This window comes from Actinomadura physcomitrii (assembly GCF_008923205.2).
Lineage (GTDB): Bacteria > Actinomycetota > Actinomycetes > Streptosporangiales > Streptosporangiaceae > Spirillospora > Spirillospora physcomitrii.
In genome coordinates this window covers 166684-182906 of the sequence record NZ_WBMS02000018.1, presented here as the reverse complement: position 1 = coordinate 182906, position 16223 = coordinate 166684, and the positions used below count along the sequence as shown (strand labels likewise).

Here is a 16223-nt window from a genome sequence, read left to right as displayed (position 1 = left end):
CGGGGTGACGGGTGGCGGAGACCGGGTGTCGCCGGATCCGGAGGGGCTGTTCCCGCGCGTGATCGTCCGGCACCGCTCGCGGTGCCGGCGGTGCGGGCATGAGGCGGACTACGAGGTGCCGCGACTCGTCGACTGGCGGGATCGGGAAGCGCTCGATCTTCTGAAGGCGCGGGTGCCGGTGTTCGGTTGCGCCGGGTGCGACGCGCCTGTCTCGTTGGACGTGCCGGTGGTGGTGCTGCGCCCGGGGGATCCGATCGCCGTGGTCGTGGGCTTTCCTGACGAGACCACGGTCGAGGCCGATGCGGAGAGTCTCCGGGAACTCCTGAGCCACCCGTCGGTGCCGGTCCCCACCGACAGCGACAAGCCCAGATTCGTCCCTGTCAGGTCGGCACATGTGGGGACGGTGGCGGGCAGGTACTCCGGCTTCGTCCTGGCCGGGCTTGACGTCGAGCCTCCCGAGGACTGGACGGAGACCGAGCGGGCGTGGTTCGCCGCGATCCGCGAGATGGTGGACGTGCCCGACGTGCCGGCCGAGGTCGGCGAGTTCCTCATGGCACCGGACGACGTGAGCGCGATCCGTGTGGCGCGGCGGGCCGACGCCCTGCTGAACCCTGTCTGGGATCTGGTCGCCGACGAATTGATCGTCCGGACGCTCGCGGTGCAGGGTGACCAGGAGGCCGCGGCGGTCGTGCGGGGCCGTCGGACGTTGCTCCGGCGCCTCCGGAACGCCGGGCCGGACGAGCCGGGGCTGGACGGGAAGGCCGCCGACCTTATGGACGAGGCCACCAGGGGTGACGATCCCTTCGCTCCCGCCCGTGTGGCGGCGTTGTCCCGTCTGGTCGAGGAGCTGCGCGGCCGTCCGGATGCGGATGTCCTGCTGACGGCCGCGCTGATCAGCCATGCCGCCACGGTGAGCGGTGCTCCCGGGCGTACACCCGACGACCTGCGGGCGGCGCTGGAATCCGGTGCGGAGGCCGTGGCTCTCGCCCCGCGGGTCTTCGGTCCCGATCACGAGTACACCCGGCGGGCGAATCAGGACTATGCGGCCCTCCTGCTGGACCGCCAGCAAGGCGACCCGGCGGAGAACGCGAGCCGGGCCATGGAACTGCTCGCCGAGGTGGCACGGTCGTCGGTCCGGGCCGGCAGCAACGGGCTCGCGGACGTATTGCAGAACTGGGCGGCGGCGCTCTCCCATCACAACCCCGGCGGCCGCGTCGACAACCAGGTGAGAGCGCTGGCGCTCCATCGCGACGCGCTCCACGTTCATCGTGTTCTGCGTCCGCGTGACCGGAGGGGCGAACTGCTCATCCGGATCAACTTCGCGGCCGCATTGCGCGAGTCCAGGGTCCGTAACATCGTGGAGTCCACCCGTGAGGCGATCCGCATGTACACGGAGATCCTCGCCGACCCTGCGGCGGAAGAGTTGCTGCGCCCGTTCGAGTCGGCCCAGGCGGCAGGCAACCTGGTCACGGCCAAGTTCCAGCTGAGGCAGCTGAAGCCCGAGGAGATGGCCGTCTCCGAGGTGGTCGCCGCGGCGCTCGACGCGGTCGCGCTCTGTGAGGGGCAGGCCGAGGGGGACCCCTACAGGATCCGTTCGATGTCCAACATCGGTGGCGTCCTGAGCCATCTTCCGGACGACGAGCTCGCTCAAGAGTCTCCTGCGCAGCTCGCGGTACGGTTCACCGGGCAGGCGTATCGCGAAGCGCGCGCGTGGCTGCCGGCCGGCCATGACGAGCGCATCCGGCTCGGGGTGAACCACGCCGCGGCGCTCGTGAACCGCGACTCCGAGGAGGAGGCCGACCGCACCAAGGGCCTGGAGCTGTTCCACGAGCTGCTCGAAGAGGCCGACAAGGACCGCCAGCCGGGGCATCGGGTCGCGCTGGCCGCCAATCTGGGCAGGCTGCATTGCCGGGAGCGGCGCTGGCCGGAGGCGGCGGAGGCGTTCGAACTCGCGCTCGACGCGGTCACACGGCTCTACCGGGAGGCTCGCACACCCGCGTCCCGCCTCGCCGAACTGGGGGAGGCCGCCGACCTCGGCGGGTGGCTGGCGGCGATGTACCTCGTCCAGGACGACACGCTCAGAACCAGGGACGGCATCGAGCGCACCCGGTCCCGCCTGCTCTGGGACGACGCCGCAGACCCGCGTGCGCCTGTCGGACCGATCCCGGAGGACGGTCGGCCGGTGCTGTACATCGGCACCGGGCCGCTGCTTAGCTGGATACTCCTTGACCGGCCTGGCAGCAGCGCCCCCTTCGGCGTCCGGATCCAGCTCACCTCGGACGAGCTCCGGCCGCTGGTGCGGGAGTTCCGCGGCGCCCGGACGCCGGAGGAGGTCGTTGCTGCGGTGGACGCACTGACCGAGCTGCTCGATGAGAGGATCTTGACCCCGGTGCGTCTGCTCCTTGAGGCGGCCGAGGTCACCGACGTGGACGTGGTCGTGTCCGGCCTGCTGAGCGGGCTGCCGCTGCATGCGATGGCGACCGAGGGGCGGCCCTGCTGGCTCGACCAGGCCGTGGTCCGGTACATCCCGAGCCGTAGGGTGGCGGAGCGGTGGTCCTCGGCCGAACCCCTTGCCGGTGCCCCTGGGGCGGTGGTGTCCGTCGCAGGCCCGCAAAGGGAACTGGACTGTGCCCGGTACGAGCCGGAGTTGATCCCCGAACAACTGGGCCCGCGCCTTCCCATGCCGCCCGAAGGCGACCGGAGCGGATGGCTGCTGGAGTCATTGCAGACGGCGAGCGTCGCGCACCTCGCCTGCCACGCGCGCTGGGATCCCGACGATCCGCTCCGTTCGTACATCGACTTGGGAGAGCCGCACCGGGTCCTTCTGGAGGGCCTGCTCGGCCTTCGCTGCCCGTCGCTGCGTCTCGTCGTCCTGTCCTGCTGTTCGACAGGCGTTCCGGTCGAACGCTGGTCGGACGAGCTGATCGGCTTCGGGACGGGACTGCTGGTGACCGGGGCGAGAGCGGTCGTGGTCGGCAACTGGGACCTCGGCGACCTTGCGGGCAGCCTGCTGATGGCGCGCTTCTACGACCGTGTCGGCGCCGGTGCCGAGCCGGCCGCGGCACTCCGCGACGCGCAGCTGTGGCTGTCGCGGGCAACGGTCGCGGAGATCGGGGCACTCGTCGACGAGGCGCTCGACGCCGATGACGGCGGCGCGTTCCTGCCCGGCGGCCTGGCGACCGAGGCATTGCAGGTCCTCGGCGACGGCGGGGTGCCGCACCACCGGCCGTTCGGTCATGCCGTCCACTGGGCCGGCTACTCCTACCATGGCGGAGTCTTCGGGGGAGGCGACGCCGCGTGAGCGCACGGCACGCCGTCGCCGAACTCGCCGCGATCTGGCGCAGCCTGCCCGTCCTCGTCGGCTCGGAGTGGCCGGATCTCCGAGCTCGTCTCGTACCGGAGATCGAGGCGCTGGTCACCGCGGGGACCGACGACGAGCGGCATCGGCGCGCGGGCCGTGTTCTCCGGCCTCTCATGAGCCGGCCCCGCGTGTGGGACCTTCTCAAGGACGCCTTCAAGTCCGATGTCACCCGCGCCTCCGATCCGGGGGTGGCCGATGAGGCGGACTGGCCGGCGCTGGTCGGCCTCCTGAACGCCGCGGCGCGGGACCAATGGATCAACGCCGTGTTCGACGGCCACCCGCCCGGCTCCCCGTTCGCGGTCGGACGACCCTGCCTACTGGCCTTCACGATCGACGACTTCGCGCACGCCGAGGCGTTCAAGGCCGCCCAGCTCGACGTCCTCGTCGAGGACGATCGGAAGTCCGCGGAGCTCCGGGTGGACGTCCTCAGCGAAGACCCTGCCGGCGCCGAGGTCAGGGCGGTCCGGACATCCCTGGTCGTCCATCGCGGACGGCCGAGCGGGCCCGGCACCGCGGATCGCGCCCTGTTCGAGGTGACCTTCCGCCGAACCGGAACGGTCGCTCTGATGGCGCTGTTCTCCCTCGGTTCGCGCGTGGTGCGTGGAATGCACCTCGCCGTCGAGGTGTCCCCGACGGGCGGCGGGGAAGTGCGCACGGACTCTTTCGTCCGCCCGCTGACCACCGCCGCGAGGCTCCGGGAACCAGACCTCACACTGAACATCTTCAGGGCCGGTGGGACGAGCATGATCCGTCTGACGGACACCAGTTCGTACCAGGCCGAGATCCCCTACGGGCTTCGAGAACTCGACCATCTGGTCCGGACGGGCAGGACGGGCCTTCGTTCCCTACTCCGTCATGACCAAGGGATCGGTGAGTACGCGGCCGTCCACGCCTCCGGCATCGACATTCCGGAGGACGTGTACACCGAAGCCCTCAGCGAGCTGGCGAAGTCCGGGTTTCTCCTGTTCCAGGGGCTGTTCCGGGGGGCCAAGAGCAGAGACGATCTGCGCAACATCGGAAGCCTGATCCAGCGCGCGATGACGTCGCGGGGGCGGCGTCTCCAAGTAGTCTCCGACGGCCTTCATCTGCCGTGGGACCTGATGTACGTCGCCGACTCATGCGATGACGGCACCGTCTCCCCGGAGAAGATCTTGGGGTTCAGGTACCAGATCGACCACATCCCCATGCGTCCCAGTGCCGACCCCCGGTACATCGATGACATCGCCCGTCCCGACGACGAGCCGGGCGTCCTCCTCGCGGTGAACGAGGACATCGACAGGCCCGGGGACGACGTCCGCCGGACCCTGGTGGCCGATCAGATCGACTACTGGAAGAGGCACGGCCCGAGTGCCGTCCACGTGCTGCGGCGGAAAGCGGAGGTGATCGACGCGCTCAGCCGGCCGCGGCCGAGCCGGCTCTCCTACTTCTACTGCCACTGCCAGCCCCGGAGCGCCGATCCGGACGACTGCGAACTGGTCTTCACCGGCTACGGGTGCCTCTCCCTCCTGGACCTGCGGGCCATCGCGCCCGATCATCTGCCGCTCCCGGCCGCTCCCCTGGTGGTGCTCAACACCTGCGACTCGGCGACCCTCACCCCCTCGCTGTACCAGGGGCTGGTCCCGTACTTCCTCAACAAAGGCGCCCGGGGCGTCATCGGCACCGAGACGACCGTCCCGGCGGTGTTCGCCGCGGATTGGGCACGGCGCTTCTTCGATCGGACTCTGAAAGGGGAGAGCGTGGGCAACGCCCTCACCGCGGTGCGCCACGAGTTCTTGGAGCGGCACCGCAATCTCATGGGTCTGTTCTATACGGCCTACTGCGAAGGTGAGACCGTCGTCCGCGGATCGGGGAGCGGCCGATGATCGTGGTCGAAGTGCTGGCGGTCCGCGGCGGCGACTGTCTTTGGATCGAGTGGGAGGACCTTCCTGGAGGGCGGCGCCGGCGCATGCTCGTCGACGGCGGCCCCGGCGGGGCGAAATCATTTCCCCCGGCGCTGAAGGAGCGGTTCGATCGCCAGCCCGAATCCGAGCGCGACTTCGAGCTCGTCGTCTGCACCCACATCGACGACGATCACATCGGAGGGCTCCTCGCGCTGCTGACCTCGCCACCGCCCGGCTTCAGCGCCCGCGAGGTCTGGTTTAACTCCATGCGCCACCTCGACCTGGCCCGCGACGTGCTCGGGCCGCGCAGCGGCGCGCACTTCGAGCGGCTGCTGACCGACTCGTCCATTCCCTGGAACGTCTCCGCCGACGGGGGAGCGATCGTCGTGCCGGACGACGGTGCGCCGCCGGTGTTCGAACTGCCCGGCCTGTCCGTCACCCTCCTGTCGCCCACGCGGGACGGTTTGCGGAGGCTGGCGGATGTGGTGCGGGGAAAGTGGCCGAAGGAGACCGGCGGGCCCGGTGAGAAGGCCGCCGACACCCTCGGCGGCCGTCACCCGGCGGCCGTCCCGTGGAGGCGGCTTGCCGCCGCCCAGTACACGCCCGACAGCAGCAAGGCCAACGATTCGAGTGTCGCCTTCTGCCTAGAGCACGCGGACGGATCGCGGGTGCTCTGCGGTGCCGACGCGCACGCCGAGACCTTGGTCCGCTCCCTCCACAGGCTTCAGTCCAGCGGGCGCTACCGGGTCGACCTGTGCAAGCTTCCGCACCATGGGAGCGCCGGGAACGTGAGCCCCGCCTTCGTGGACGCCCTCGACTGCGGCCACTGGCTCGTGTCGACGGAGGGCGGTCATGTCATCCGCGCGAGCAGCAGTGAATCGGCCTACCGGCAGAACGAGGGCAGGAACCCGAGCATGCGGGCCATGGCCCGCATCTTCGTCGATGCCCCCCGTCCCCCGACGTTCTGGTTCAACCACCGGGGCGACAGTACCGAGCGGTACGAACAGATCGCCGAGGACTACGGCTTCCGCGTCAGGTACCCGGACTCGCCGGGCGGGATCGCGGTCGAGGTGCGGGCCGGCCGGGTGTCCAGGGCGAAGCGGCCATGACTCCGACGCTCACCGAAATCCGCCGGCTCGTCGCCGCCGCGAAGGGGGAAACGCCCGCCTCGGACTGGAACGAGACCGCGGTCGATCTCGTGGGGCTCCTTCACGCGGGCGTGCTCGACGTCACGGAGGAGGAGCACACGGAGCTGTGCCGGGAGGCGCTCGCCGTCGCCGGCATTCTGCTCCGCCGGGACCTTCAGCCCGACGATCGCGCCGTGGTGTCCGATTTCGCCTCCACTGTCCTTCTCGATAGGTTCAGGGAAGAGGAGGATGAGGACGCCCTCGACGCGGCCGTGGAGATCAGGCGAGCGGAGGCGGCACGGGCCGAGGCGGACCTGGGCTGCGCCGCGAACGTCAATCTCGCCTCGGCTCTCATGACCGCGTTCGACCACGATGGAGCGGAGTCCCGTCTGACGGAGGCGGTGGAAGCCCTCGGCACCGCGTACCGGCTCGCGACCACCGACGGCCAGCGAGCGATCGTCTCCGGTGCCCTCGGGAACATGCGTTCGTGCCGGTACGCCCTCCACCACGATCGCGCTGATCTGGAGGCGGCCGTCCGGGAGTACGAGAACGCCGCGGAGGCGCCCGACGCCTCCGTCCGGGCACGAGCACGGTCGTCGCTCGCGTCCCTGCTGTGGGAGCACTATCGCGAAGACGGCGGCGAATCCCAGCTGATCGGCGCGGAACGGCACGCAAGGGCGGCGCTGTCCGAAGCTCCCGAGGAGGCGTCCGTCCGGCGGTACGGGCTACTCGCCCGCATCCTGAGGGACCGCCACCGGCACGACCGTGCCGACGACCGGCTCGACGAGGCCGAGGAGATCATGGCCGCGCTGCTCGGCTCCGTGCCTCCAGGCTCCCCGGAACGGGCCGATCTCGTGGGCACCGCCTCCTCGATCGCGTACTCCCGCTACCTGGTCCGGCACGAGCGGGCGGTGCTCGACGATGCCGTCCGGCTGACCGATGAGGCTGTGGACGAGTACTACCGGCGCAAAGCCGAGGGCGGGACGGGCGATCGCCAGGACCGGGCTGTCCTGGCCAACCAGATCTGCCTCCTGCTCACCGAGCGGTTCACTCTCGACGGTGTGCGCGCTGACATCGACCGTGCCGTCCTGGCAGCGGAATCGTGCCTGGCCGATCCGCTGCCGCACCAGATGGATCACGGCCTGCGGACCAACCTGGCCAACGCACTGCACAGGCGCTTCGAGTCCTACGGCGAACGGCGCGACCTCCAGGCCGGCATCCGCGAGGCCAGACGGGTCGCCGAGCGGGCGCGCGGGGTGGAAGAGCGCGCGACGGCGCTCCATGTCCTGGCGCTCCTGCTGGGCGACAAGGCTCGCATGTCGGGGATGGACGCGGACTTCGACGAGGCGATCGCCCACGTGGACGAGGAGATCCGGCTGACCCCGCGGTCGTCCACCGAACTTCCCGCGGCGCTGGTGACCAAGGCCGACCTGATCAGCGGCCGGTTCCGGGCCGACGAGGCGGCGGGTGACGCCCCCGTCGTCGCGCGGCTGATCGAGATCCTGGAGGACGCCTGGTCGCTGGCGCCCGAGCCCTCGTCGCTGCGGGCCACGGCGGCGTATCAGCTCGGCTACCGGTACGCCCAGCGCTCCGGCTTCTTCGGGCTCGCCACCGGCGCGGACGAGCCGAACCCGACCCTGACCCTGACCCTGACGGAAGGGGCAGCGGCCGATCTCCGCCGGGCGATGACGCTGTGGAACGAGGCCGTCTCACTGGACGAGCCGTTCGTCGCGATCGAGGCCGGTCAGCGACTCGGCGACGTCGCGTTCACCGCCGAACGGTGGGAAGGCGCGGCCCTCGGCTACCGGGCCGCGCTCGACGCCGCCGACCGGCTGGCGGATCGCCGCACCCTGGACGTCGATCGGCACCTGGCGCGGTTCCGGGTGCAGGGCGTCGCCGCGGCGGCCGGGTTGGCCGCGCTGAAGACGGGCTCGCCGCGGGACGCGGTGCTGTGCCTGGAGCAGGGCACGGCCACCCTGCTGGCCCGGGCGACGGTGGTGTGGCCGGGTCTGGTTCACATGGGCTGATGCCCGGAGGTTCGCAGATGCCAGTCGGTGTCCCCGAAGCCCACGAGTGCGAGTACGGATATGTCGCCGTCCGCCAGTCGGCGGCGGCGGGCGTGCAGCAGAGCCTCTCCGAGGGGTGCCCCTCCGGGGCGTGCGGCCGCCTTCCGCAGTTCCTTCAGCAGGTGCACGCCGGCGGGAACGCCGTCGCGGCCCCGGATCGGCACCAGGGTGGCGACCACGCCGGGAGCGCCGTCGGCGAGGAGCATGGCAGAGGTGTCGGAGAAGAGGGTGGCTCCGCCCGCGGTCGCGCATCCGAGCACGAACACGACCGGCTCCGGTTCCCCGTCGTCGGCGAAGAGGAACTCCATGCCGTCCGTGAGTTCTCTGCGGTCGTCCTCGTCCAGGCTGAGCACCCCGACGCCGTCGCGGGTGACATCGGTGTGCGGGACGAGGAAGATCACGCCGAACCGGTCGTGCCCGGCTCTGGTCTCCTGAATCAGGTCGTACAGGTCCGCCCAGCCGGTTGCGAGACGCGCTGCGCCGGCCTCGCCGAGCGAGGACGTCTCGACGGCCGTGATCCACGCTCGCGCGTCGTTGTGGTCCGCGCGGTCGCTGGCCGCCGCGCAGATCGGATCCAGGGCGCAGGCGCTCCGGTCGAGGTCGGGACTGGCGCCGACGATGTATCCGGGGTCGCCGAATCCGCGGGGGGCGTGCCGTTCGATGACCTTGGACGCCCCCCAGAAGCCGAACGGGCAGACCACCGCGGGCTCCTCGTGCTCGGGGCATGCCGCGCAGTCGGGCAGGTCCGCGAAGGAGGGCGCATGGGGGCACAGGCGCAGTCGCCGGCCGGGTTCCGTCGCCAGCGGACGCCCGTAGACCAGTTCGAGTGGGAGGAACGCTCCCGGACGCGCGGAGAGCACCGATACGCTGCGGGCGTCCCAAAGTTCCTGGACGGCCTGCGATGTCCGCTGGGCCCGCCTCGGGAACAGGATCTTGCCCAGGGCCCGGCCGCGGCGGGCGAGTTCGATGATCAGCTCCGCGAACCTCAGATCCGCGTAGCCGCCGGGACGGTAGGACTCCTGGGTGAGCACGCACAAGCCGTCGAGCAGCACGTCGAGGGCCCCCGCCAGGTTGTCGGGTTCGTGCACCTTGACGTGCCGTCCGGCGTGTGCGGCCAGCAGCAGTGAGGTGGCCCTGTCGCCGTCCCCGTCGAGCAGTACGGCCACGTCGTGCGGCGGCGTCAGGTCGAGATCCTCGGTGCGGGCACGGAGCACGGCGTCGGTCTGGAAGACGGGCGGATCCGCCGTGCCCGCCCTGACGGTCAGCGTGCCGCTCTGCAGGAACCGGAACCGGTGGAGCACCGTGACCGCGATCCGCATCGGCTCCGAGGTGGGACGGGTTCGGAGCCGCAGGATCGCGCTGCCGCTGTCGCCGGCGCCGGGCAGGTCGATCTCGCCGGAGGCCGTACGGGGCTCCCGCCCCGCGGGCGGTTCGAGTTCCGCCGCGTGCACGGTCAGCCGATGGGTTCGTCCCGGTGGCAGGCGGTCGGCGGGGAAGGGTTCCTCGCCCGGCGGCGCGTCAGGGTCGGCCGCGATCCGGACCCGCAGGTGAAGATCGGCATCCGGTTCGATGCGCCCGGCGGGGGTCGTCCCGTCGCGCTCCACGACGTCGGCGCGCAGGAACCGGGACGGGCGGCGGCGCTCTCGGTGCGCCGCCGCCCGCAACTCCGCCGCCATCGCGGCGAGTGCGGAGCCGGGGGCCGCCTCTCCGGTTCCCCTGAGCGCGCGGCCGATCCGGGCCTCCTCCGTCTGCGAGAGCACCTCCAAGGGCAGGACGGGCCGGATCCGGGTGCCGTCGGCGTGATCCGGGTCGGCGGCGATGACCGGAGGCGGCGCGCCGCAGCTCGCGGCGGAATCCCCCAGCGCGACGTCGAGCGGTAGGTCTCGGGAGAGCCCGTCGAGGAGGGCCTCCAGCCATCGCTGGACCGAGGGTCCGGGGTGGACGACCGCGGCCAGTGCCGCGTGGTGCCGGATGCGCAGATCGCGTGCCTTGCGCGACGGCACGATGTCCGGCGGCCCCAGCAGCTTGATCACCGCGGTGGCCTCGATGGACGCATGGGCCGGGTCGTCATCGGTGACGATCAGGAGGGACACGCGCTTCCAAGGGCCTGACGTGTCGACCAGCGTGACGTGGTCGGCTCGGGAGCGCGCCGCGGCGAGCAACGCGTCCGGCCCGCCGGGGAAGGCGAGCCGGAGCGGCCAGCTCCAGCGCGGGATCCCGGCGGGCTCGGCTGAGGGCGAGTCGTGCATCACGGACGCGATCCCTGTGCCGAGGGACAGCAGCGCGGCGAGCTCGGCGTCCGTCTCGCCGCCCACCACGAGCCGCAACCGAGGCCAGGAGGGGGCGCCTATCTGCCACACATCGGCGACCCATGTCGCGTCGTCGAGGTGGTCGGCCAGCCATGGCAGCGGATCGGACCAGGAGACCAGCGGCGGGACGAGGCCGTTGAGGACGCTTCGCCGCTCGCTGAACGGCGCCTCCCCGCTGAAAATCTCCGCTCCCGTCTGCAGCGCGGCGGCGACGCCGGCGGCCAGGGCCGTGTCGATGATCTTCTGCCCGTTCGCGCCGTGGCCCAGAAGCCCGGTCACCGTGTCCAGTAGGCGGCTCGCTTCAGCGGTGTCGTCCACCAGCGCGAGGAGGCGTCCGGGTACGTCGCCGTGGAAGTCGGACGGCGCCGAGCCCAGCGCCTCCGCCACGGCGGGGTGCTCGAGCAACACCGCCAGGAGCCGTTCGTAATGATCGGCTCTCGCGGCTTCGTCGCCGGTGGTCGCGATCGCCGTGATGCCGTCGCGCAGCCGCGCGCGCAGGCTCGGCCATCCCGGGCCGACCAGGACGGGCAACCACGGCCATGTGCGGGCCAGCCGCGTAAGGGCAGGGTGCATTGACCAATCCGACCGCTTCGGTAAACCATGCGAGAAACCGACCGTCGAGAATAATACCGGTTTCGGTAAGCGCAGGGTGATGGCTCAGGTTGATTTTTCGGGCTGAGAACAGGATTACGTGCCGACGTGGACGAAAGCCGGCCAGAGGGCTGTCGGCGACGTCAGGGAGACAGCGCGCTGGGTCAACGCGAGGGCGGTGGCCGGGGCGTGTCCGGAGGCCAGGCGCCGATGGTATTCGGTCATGAAATCAGGGGCGGTCGCATCGTCCAAAGGCCACAGTGCGGCCAGGACAGAACGTGCGCCGGATGCGAGCAGCAGGGACGCCGGTCCTATCGCCTCGTCCGGCAGGCGGGTTCCGCTGAGTCCCGAGTCGCAGGCGCTGAGCACCAGGTGGACCGGATCCGGCAGGTGCCGGCCGAAGATTTCTGCCAGCCGGACGCCGGACTTGAAATGCAGGACCGAATCGAACGGATCGTCAAATTTAATGCTGAAATGGCAGGCTATGTGGCCCACATCGATGCCGTTCAGGTAGCCGATGAGTTCGTCGGCGACGTCCGCTGAGGCGGAAACGGGGTGGGCGGCCGGCTCTTTTGCAGAGACCTCGCTCCGGCGCAGCACTCGCCGAGGCGGAGCCGCGCCGGCCTCCGATGCGGCGACGAACTGGTCGGCCTGCGCATAGCAGGCGGCCACGCGCACTCCCTCGGACGTGATCGCAGGAAGATGATCGTCGCCCTTACCCGCGTCGCAGACGACGGCGGCCCGCGGCGTCGCCGGCCAGGCCGGCGCGCGCCGGACCGATCGCGCGTTCGGCAGAACACAGGGCACGGTCAGCTCGTACAGCCCGGTTTGGACGCGGGCCGTGCTGAGCGGCAACGCGGCGAGCCGTCCGATGGGAATCAGCCCCACGGTGTCGACCGCCCCCAGGACGCCGACGACGTGCGAGACAAAGTTCTCCCACGTCCACCGCAGAACGTCCTCAACGGCCGCATTCCATTCGTCGAGCTGGGCCTCCGTGTCGGTCGGGTTCGCTGCGAACGCCGCCCGGAGCTCTTCGATCACCTTGGCCGCTTCCCGGATCGTCACCTGAAGCGGAACCGGCGTGACCGAACCGTCTGGGGTGACGATCAGGCTCAACCCGGCGTAATCCGTGGCCGCCCAGTACACGAGAGGGCCGCCGAGGTGCCGGGCGGCCTCAACGATCTCGTCGAAGTGGACCGTGTCGGCGGGGAGCCCTGCGGCTTCCGCGAGGAGCGTCGCCGACGCCTGCTCCAGATGGACGACGGCCCGCTGCGGTGATCCGGCCCGCGTCGCGGCCACCGCGGCGAGGGACGCGGCTCCCTGCACGGCGAATCGCGCCCGTTCCCGATCCGCCAGACGCGGCCTGCGCGCCGTGAGAGCTCGCGCGGCGTCGAGAGAGAAGGTCAGTGCTTGCTCGCACTTGTCCCACTCGCCCATCCGGAAGGCGACCTCGCCCAGACGTTGTCCCGCGAACTGGCTGATGAAGGGCTGCCCTGCGGCCAGGGCGTCGTCCCAGAGGTCGCAGGCACGTTGGAGGTCGTTGCGGGACCGCTGCCCAGCGCGACCCCCTGCCCGGACGTCACGGTCGACTCTGGACGCATAGCAGCAGGCGAGGTTGAACGAGGTCAGCCCGGCGGTGACCGAGTCCTCCGGTGCCTGGTCGAGCGCCGTCTCATAGTGCGAGATCGCATCGTCCAGATCGGTCTCGGAGCCGGTCAGTTCGGCGCGTGAGGACAGCCACGATGCCAGGTGCGTCCGATAGGTCACGGCGTCGGGAGACTGGTCGGATGTGAACGACAACGCCTCGCGGATGTAGCCGATGGCCTGGTCCAGGTCTGCCTGCGCGATATGCGCGTCACCGTCGGCCTGCGCCATCTGCGCCTTGCTCTCGTAGAGCAGTCCGGCCGTGCTGAGCGCGATGGCGCGTTCCGGCGACGGGGTGCGGACCCGGAGCGCCGAGACGGCGTTGACGATGGCTTCCGTCAGGTCCCGCCGGGCGCCGGTCAGTTCGAAGCGCTGATGGAGCGCGTGGGCGAGGTTGACGCGCAGCGCCCCCTCGACATCAAGGCGGATGCTGGAATTGAGCGCCTCCCGGCCCAGCGATATCGCCTGGTCGAGATCATCGCGGTTTCCGTCCAGATGGAAGCGCTCGGTCATGGCCAGGCAAGTCTGATTGGCCAGGATCGCCAGGTCCTGCGGGCTGATGCCGTCAAGGGACCGAGCCTCTTGCGTCGCGGAAATGGCGGTTTCCAGGTGACGACGGTTGCCCCCATGGCTGTAGCGGGCGAAGGCCAGCACGGCCGCCGTGCTCACATAGGAGCTTCGATCGGGGGAGTCGTCGTCGAGCAGGGCCAGGGCTTCCGACAGTGCCGTGTCGGCCTGATCGAGGTGTTCGCCGTCCCCGCCGTGGTCGAACTGGGCGAGGCGGACGCGGGCTACGGCGTACCGCCAGTCGGAGGAGCGGGGTCCGCCGCCGGACGTGGCGCTCACCTTCTCGATCAGAGCAACGGCTTCGTCCAGCGGATCTCCGACGTCCACCCCGGTCTCGTGGGCGGTCAGCAGTGCGTTGACGAGGTTGATGATCGCGCCGATGAAAGTGGACGGAACGTGTTCTGTGAGGACGCTCCGGAGCGTTCTGATGGCACTTCGCAGGTCTTCTGCCCGCCTGGCCAGGTCAAACCGGTTGATGTACGCCGCGGCGAGCGTCACGGCGATGAAGGACCTGCCCTCGGCGTCGATGCCGTCGTCGGCGAGCGCGGTTTCGAGCAGCGGCACGGCCTCATCCAGGTGGTCGACCCGATCCCGGTCGTTCCATGACGTCAGAAGCGCGCCGGCGAGGTTCACCCGGTCGGTCACCCAGGTGGCGTCGTCTTCCGCCTCGACCCGCCGGCGGCCCAGGGATATCGCATGGTCCAGGTCATCGACCGCACCCGGGCCCAGGCGGCGGTAGCGTCGGATCAGATCAACGCTGAGAGAGACCTCGACCAGCCGCCGGGTCGCAGTGTCGAGGTCGTCGGCGAGAAGTGACCGCCCGACGGTTATGGACTCGTCCTCAAGCTCCGAGAGACCGGGGTCGTCATCGACGGTTTCAAGATATTGCTGCAGCAGTTCGTAGAGCCGCACCCTTGCCCGAAGAAAGTCCGCCGAGCCTGGCTCGGCGGACTTCAGCGCTGTTCTCGCTGCAGCCAACTCGGCCACGAGCGAATCATCGCCCGCAGCGGCCGAAGACCTCTTCACCGCTCCAGTCTAAAGGTCGCGGCCGCCGTCCGCCGACGTGGTGAGGGTAAGGCGCCGCACCGCAGGTCGAAGAAACTCCGGCGCATGACAGGCTTGGGACTAGCCGATCGTGTTGCCGACTTCGGACACGGCGGCAGTCTCGTAGAGTTGCCTGGCGTATTCCCAGGCTGCGGTCTCGACCCAGCCTGGGCGTACCACTGCGAACCAGAACGTCAGCATCCCGATGTCCGCGATGGTCATAACGGACCACATGACTATCGCCGAAACGCTCACCGGCTCATCGGACATCGTGGCCCACACCGCCACCGCGGCGAGCCCGGCCAGGCTGATCAGGCAGACCGCCAGTGCCAAGCGTCGTAGTCCCAGCGCGTTACGGCGAAAGCCGTACTCGCCATTGTGCTCGGCCACGAGCTGCGTTCCTCGCAAGGAGCGGGCACGGGCGCGCAGGACGGCTCCGACCGTCTCATAGACCTCGTCGGCTCGAACGGGGTCGGCGCGTTCCTCCGCCTCGGAGGGCATACGCAGGGACGTCCCGACGATCTCTTGCACACGGGTGCGCAGATAGCTCTGATGAGCGTCGCTCAGCGGTCCACTGTAACGCAGCATCTGAACGGTCGGCTTTCCGCCCCACTCGGCGAAGAGGGAGTTCTCCAGTTTCTTGCCCCTCGCCCGGCCCAGCGGTTCAATCAGCAGCAGGGCGCCTACCAGTAGAACTAGGATCCACGCTCTCCTACCATTCGCCCATACCGGTGCTGTGGCCGCCGTCGCCGCCGCGACCGGTAGCAGTGCGAGGACCACCGGACGAACGCGAGCCTTCCAGCTATACCGATCAATCGTGCCGAGCATCGATCCGACAGACATGCGGGCTCCTCTTGATCACTTCGCCCAGCAGGTGTGGCAAGCGTTTGCTCGTGGGATACCCTCATTGCCGGGAACGCATGCACAGGTGCATATTGCCTGGCCTGGACGTTAGTACTCCAGTCGCACTTGGAGATCTCGGTCTGATCGAAATTGGGACGTGAGACGGCCACCGCTGTGATCGTGTGGGTGTGTTGGAACCAGCCGATCGGCGGTGGCCGTGCCCCCCACTGTAGAAGATGTCGCCCCGGCCGGTGGGCTGATGAGTTCGATGAGCTGTTTGTGCAGGTGGTGATGCCGTTCTTCGGGCGTCGGGAGCCTCGGTTGCGGGCCTGGTCGTATTCGCCGGGCCTGCCGGGCGGGTCGGAACGCAAGAGCGGCCGGACGACGCCGGCGTGCCCGAGCACGCGCGGTTCGCGACCAAGCCGGAGCCGGCCTGGCGGGTGATCGAACGAGCTTGCGATGATCCGCTGCTGGTGTTCGCCTGGGTGACCGGCGATGAGGCCGATGCCGCGTCCGCCGGCCTGGACCGGGCGGCGTGGCAAGGAGTGCTTCCATGCGTCCAAGAACGAGGTCGGCCTGGACTACCACCCGGTCCGCAAGCACACCGCCTGGTACCGGCACGTCACCTTGGCCATGGTCGCCCACGCCCACCTGGCTTTCCTGGCCGCAGACCCACCTGCAAGGTTCGCTGGTCAGCCGCCCGGGCTCGTCAAGATCGCTTAGTTGCCCTTGCTTGGGTCGGCATCACAGACACGCTCTGTTGGCCTGATCCGGTAGCGCACAGCGCGGAC

The 16223-nt window shown here is 70.0% G+C and carries 9 protein-coding genes; 6 read left to right on the top strand and 3 right to left on the bottom strand.

The genetic code is table 11. From position 1 onward, the window contains the following. Positions 1-25: 25 nt before the first annotated feature. Genes F8568_RS50555 through F8568_RS23560 form a run of 4 tightly spaced genes read left to right on the top strand, consistent with a single transcriptional unit; the run spans position 26 to position 8395 of the window. On the top strand, positions 26-3301 hold the full coding sequence (locus tag F8568_RS50555; RefSeq protein ID WP_151595844.1) for a CHAT domain-containing protein: 3276 nt from the start codon (positions 26-28) through the stop codon (positions 3299-3301). Continuing rightward, complete coding sequence (locus tag F8568_RS50550) at positions 3298-5223, top strand: CHAT domain-containing protein (RefSeq protein WP_151595843.1); 1926 nt, start codon at positions 3298-3300, stop codon at positions 5221-5223. The genes F8568_RS50555 and F8568_RS50550 overlap by 4 nt, the downstream gene beginning before the upstream one ends. After that, entirely contained in the window at positions 5220-6350 is a 1131-nt protein-coding gene (locus F8568_RS23565; RefSeq protein WP_151595842.1) for an MBL fold metallo-hydrolase, read from the top strand. The genes F8568_RS50550 and F8568_RS23565 overlap by 4 nt, the downstream gene beginning before the upstream one ends. Then, positions 6347-8395, top strand: coding sequence for a hypothetical protein (locus F8568_RS23560; protein WP_151595841.1), 2049 nt, complete (start codon positions 6347-6349; stop codon positions 8393-8395). The genes F8568_RS23565 and F8568_RS23560 overlap by 4 nt, the downstream gene beginning before the upstream one ends. On the opposite strand, the gene F8568_RS23555 is transcribed toward F8568_RS23560, so the two are convergent. From F8568_RS23555 to F8568_RS23545, 3 genes are all read right to left on the bottom strand, one after another. Next, on the bottom strand, positions 8383-11316 hold the full coding sequence (locus F8568_RS23555; RefSeq protein ID WP_151595840.1) for a hypothetical protein: 2934 nt from the start codon (positions 11314-11316) through the stop codon (positions 8383-8385). The genes F8568_RS23560 and F8568_RS23555 overlap by 13 nt on opposite strands. A 114-nt stretch (positions 11317-11430) precedes the next feature. Next, complete coding sequence (locus F8568_RS50545) at positions 11431-14571, bottom strand: CHAT domain-containing protein (protein ID WP_151595839.1); 3141 nt, start codon at positions 14569-14571, stop codon at positions 11431-11433. Positions 14572-14670: 99 nt separating this feature from the next. Beyond that, on the bottom strand, positions 14671-15177 hold the full coding sequence (locus tag F8568_RS23545) for a hypothetical protein (protein ID WP_151595838.1): 507 nt from the start codon (positions 15175-15177) through the stop codon (positions 14671-14673). A gap of 52 nt (positions 15178-15229) precedes the next feature. On the opposite strand from F8568_RS23545, the gene F8568_RS51110 reads away from it, so the two are divergent. Then, positions 15230-15544, top strand: a complete 315-nt coding sequence (locus F8568_RS51110) for a hypothetical protein (RefSeq protein ID WP_151595837.1) — start codon at positions 15230-15232, stop codon at positions 15542-15544. A gap of 392 nt (positions 15545-15936) precedes the next feature. Next, positions 15937-16155, top strand: coding sequence for a hypothetical protein (locus F8568_RS23535; protein WP_151595836.1), 219 nt, complete (start codon positions 15937-15939; stop codon positions 16153-16155). Positions 16156-16223 lie beyond the last annotated feature (68 nt).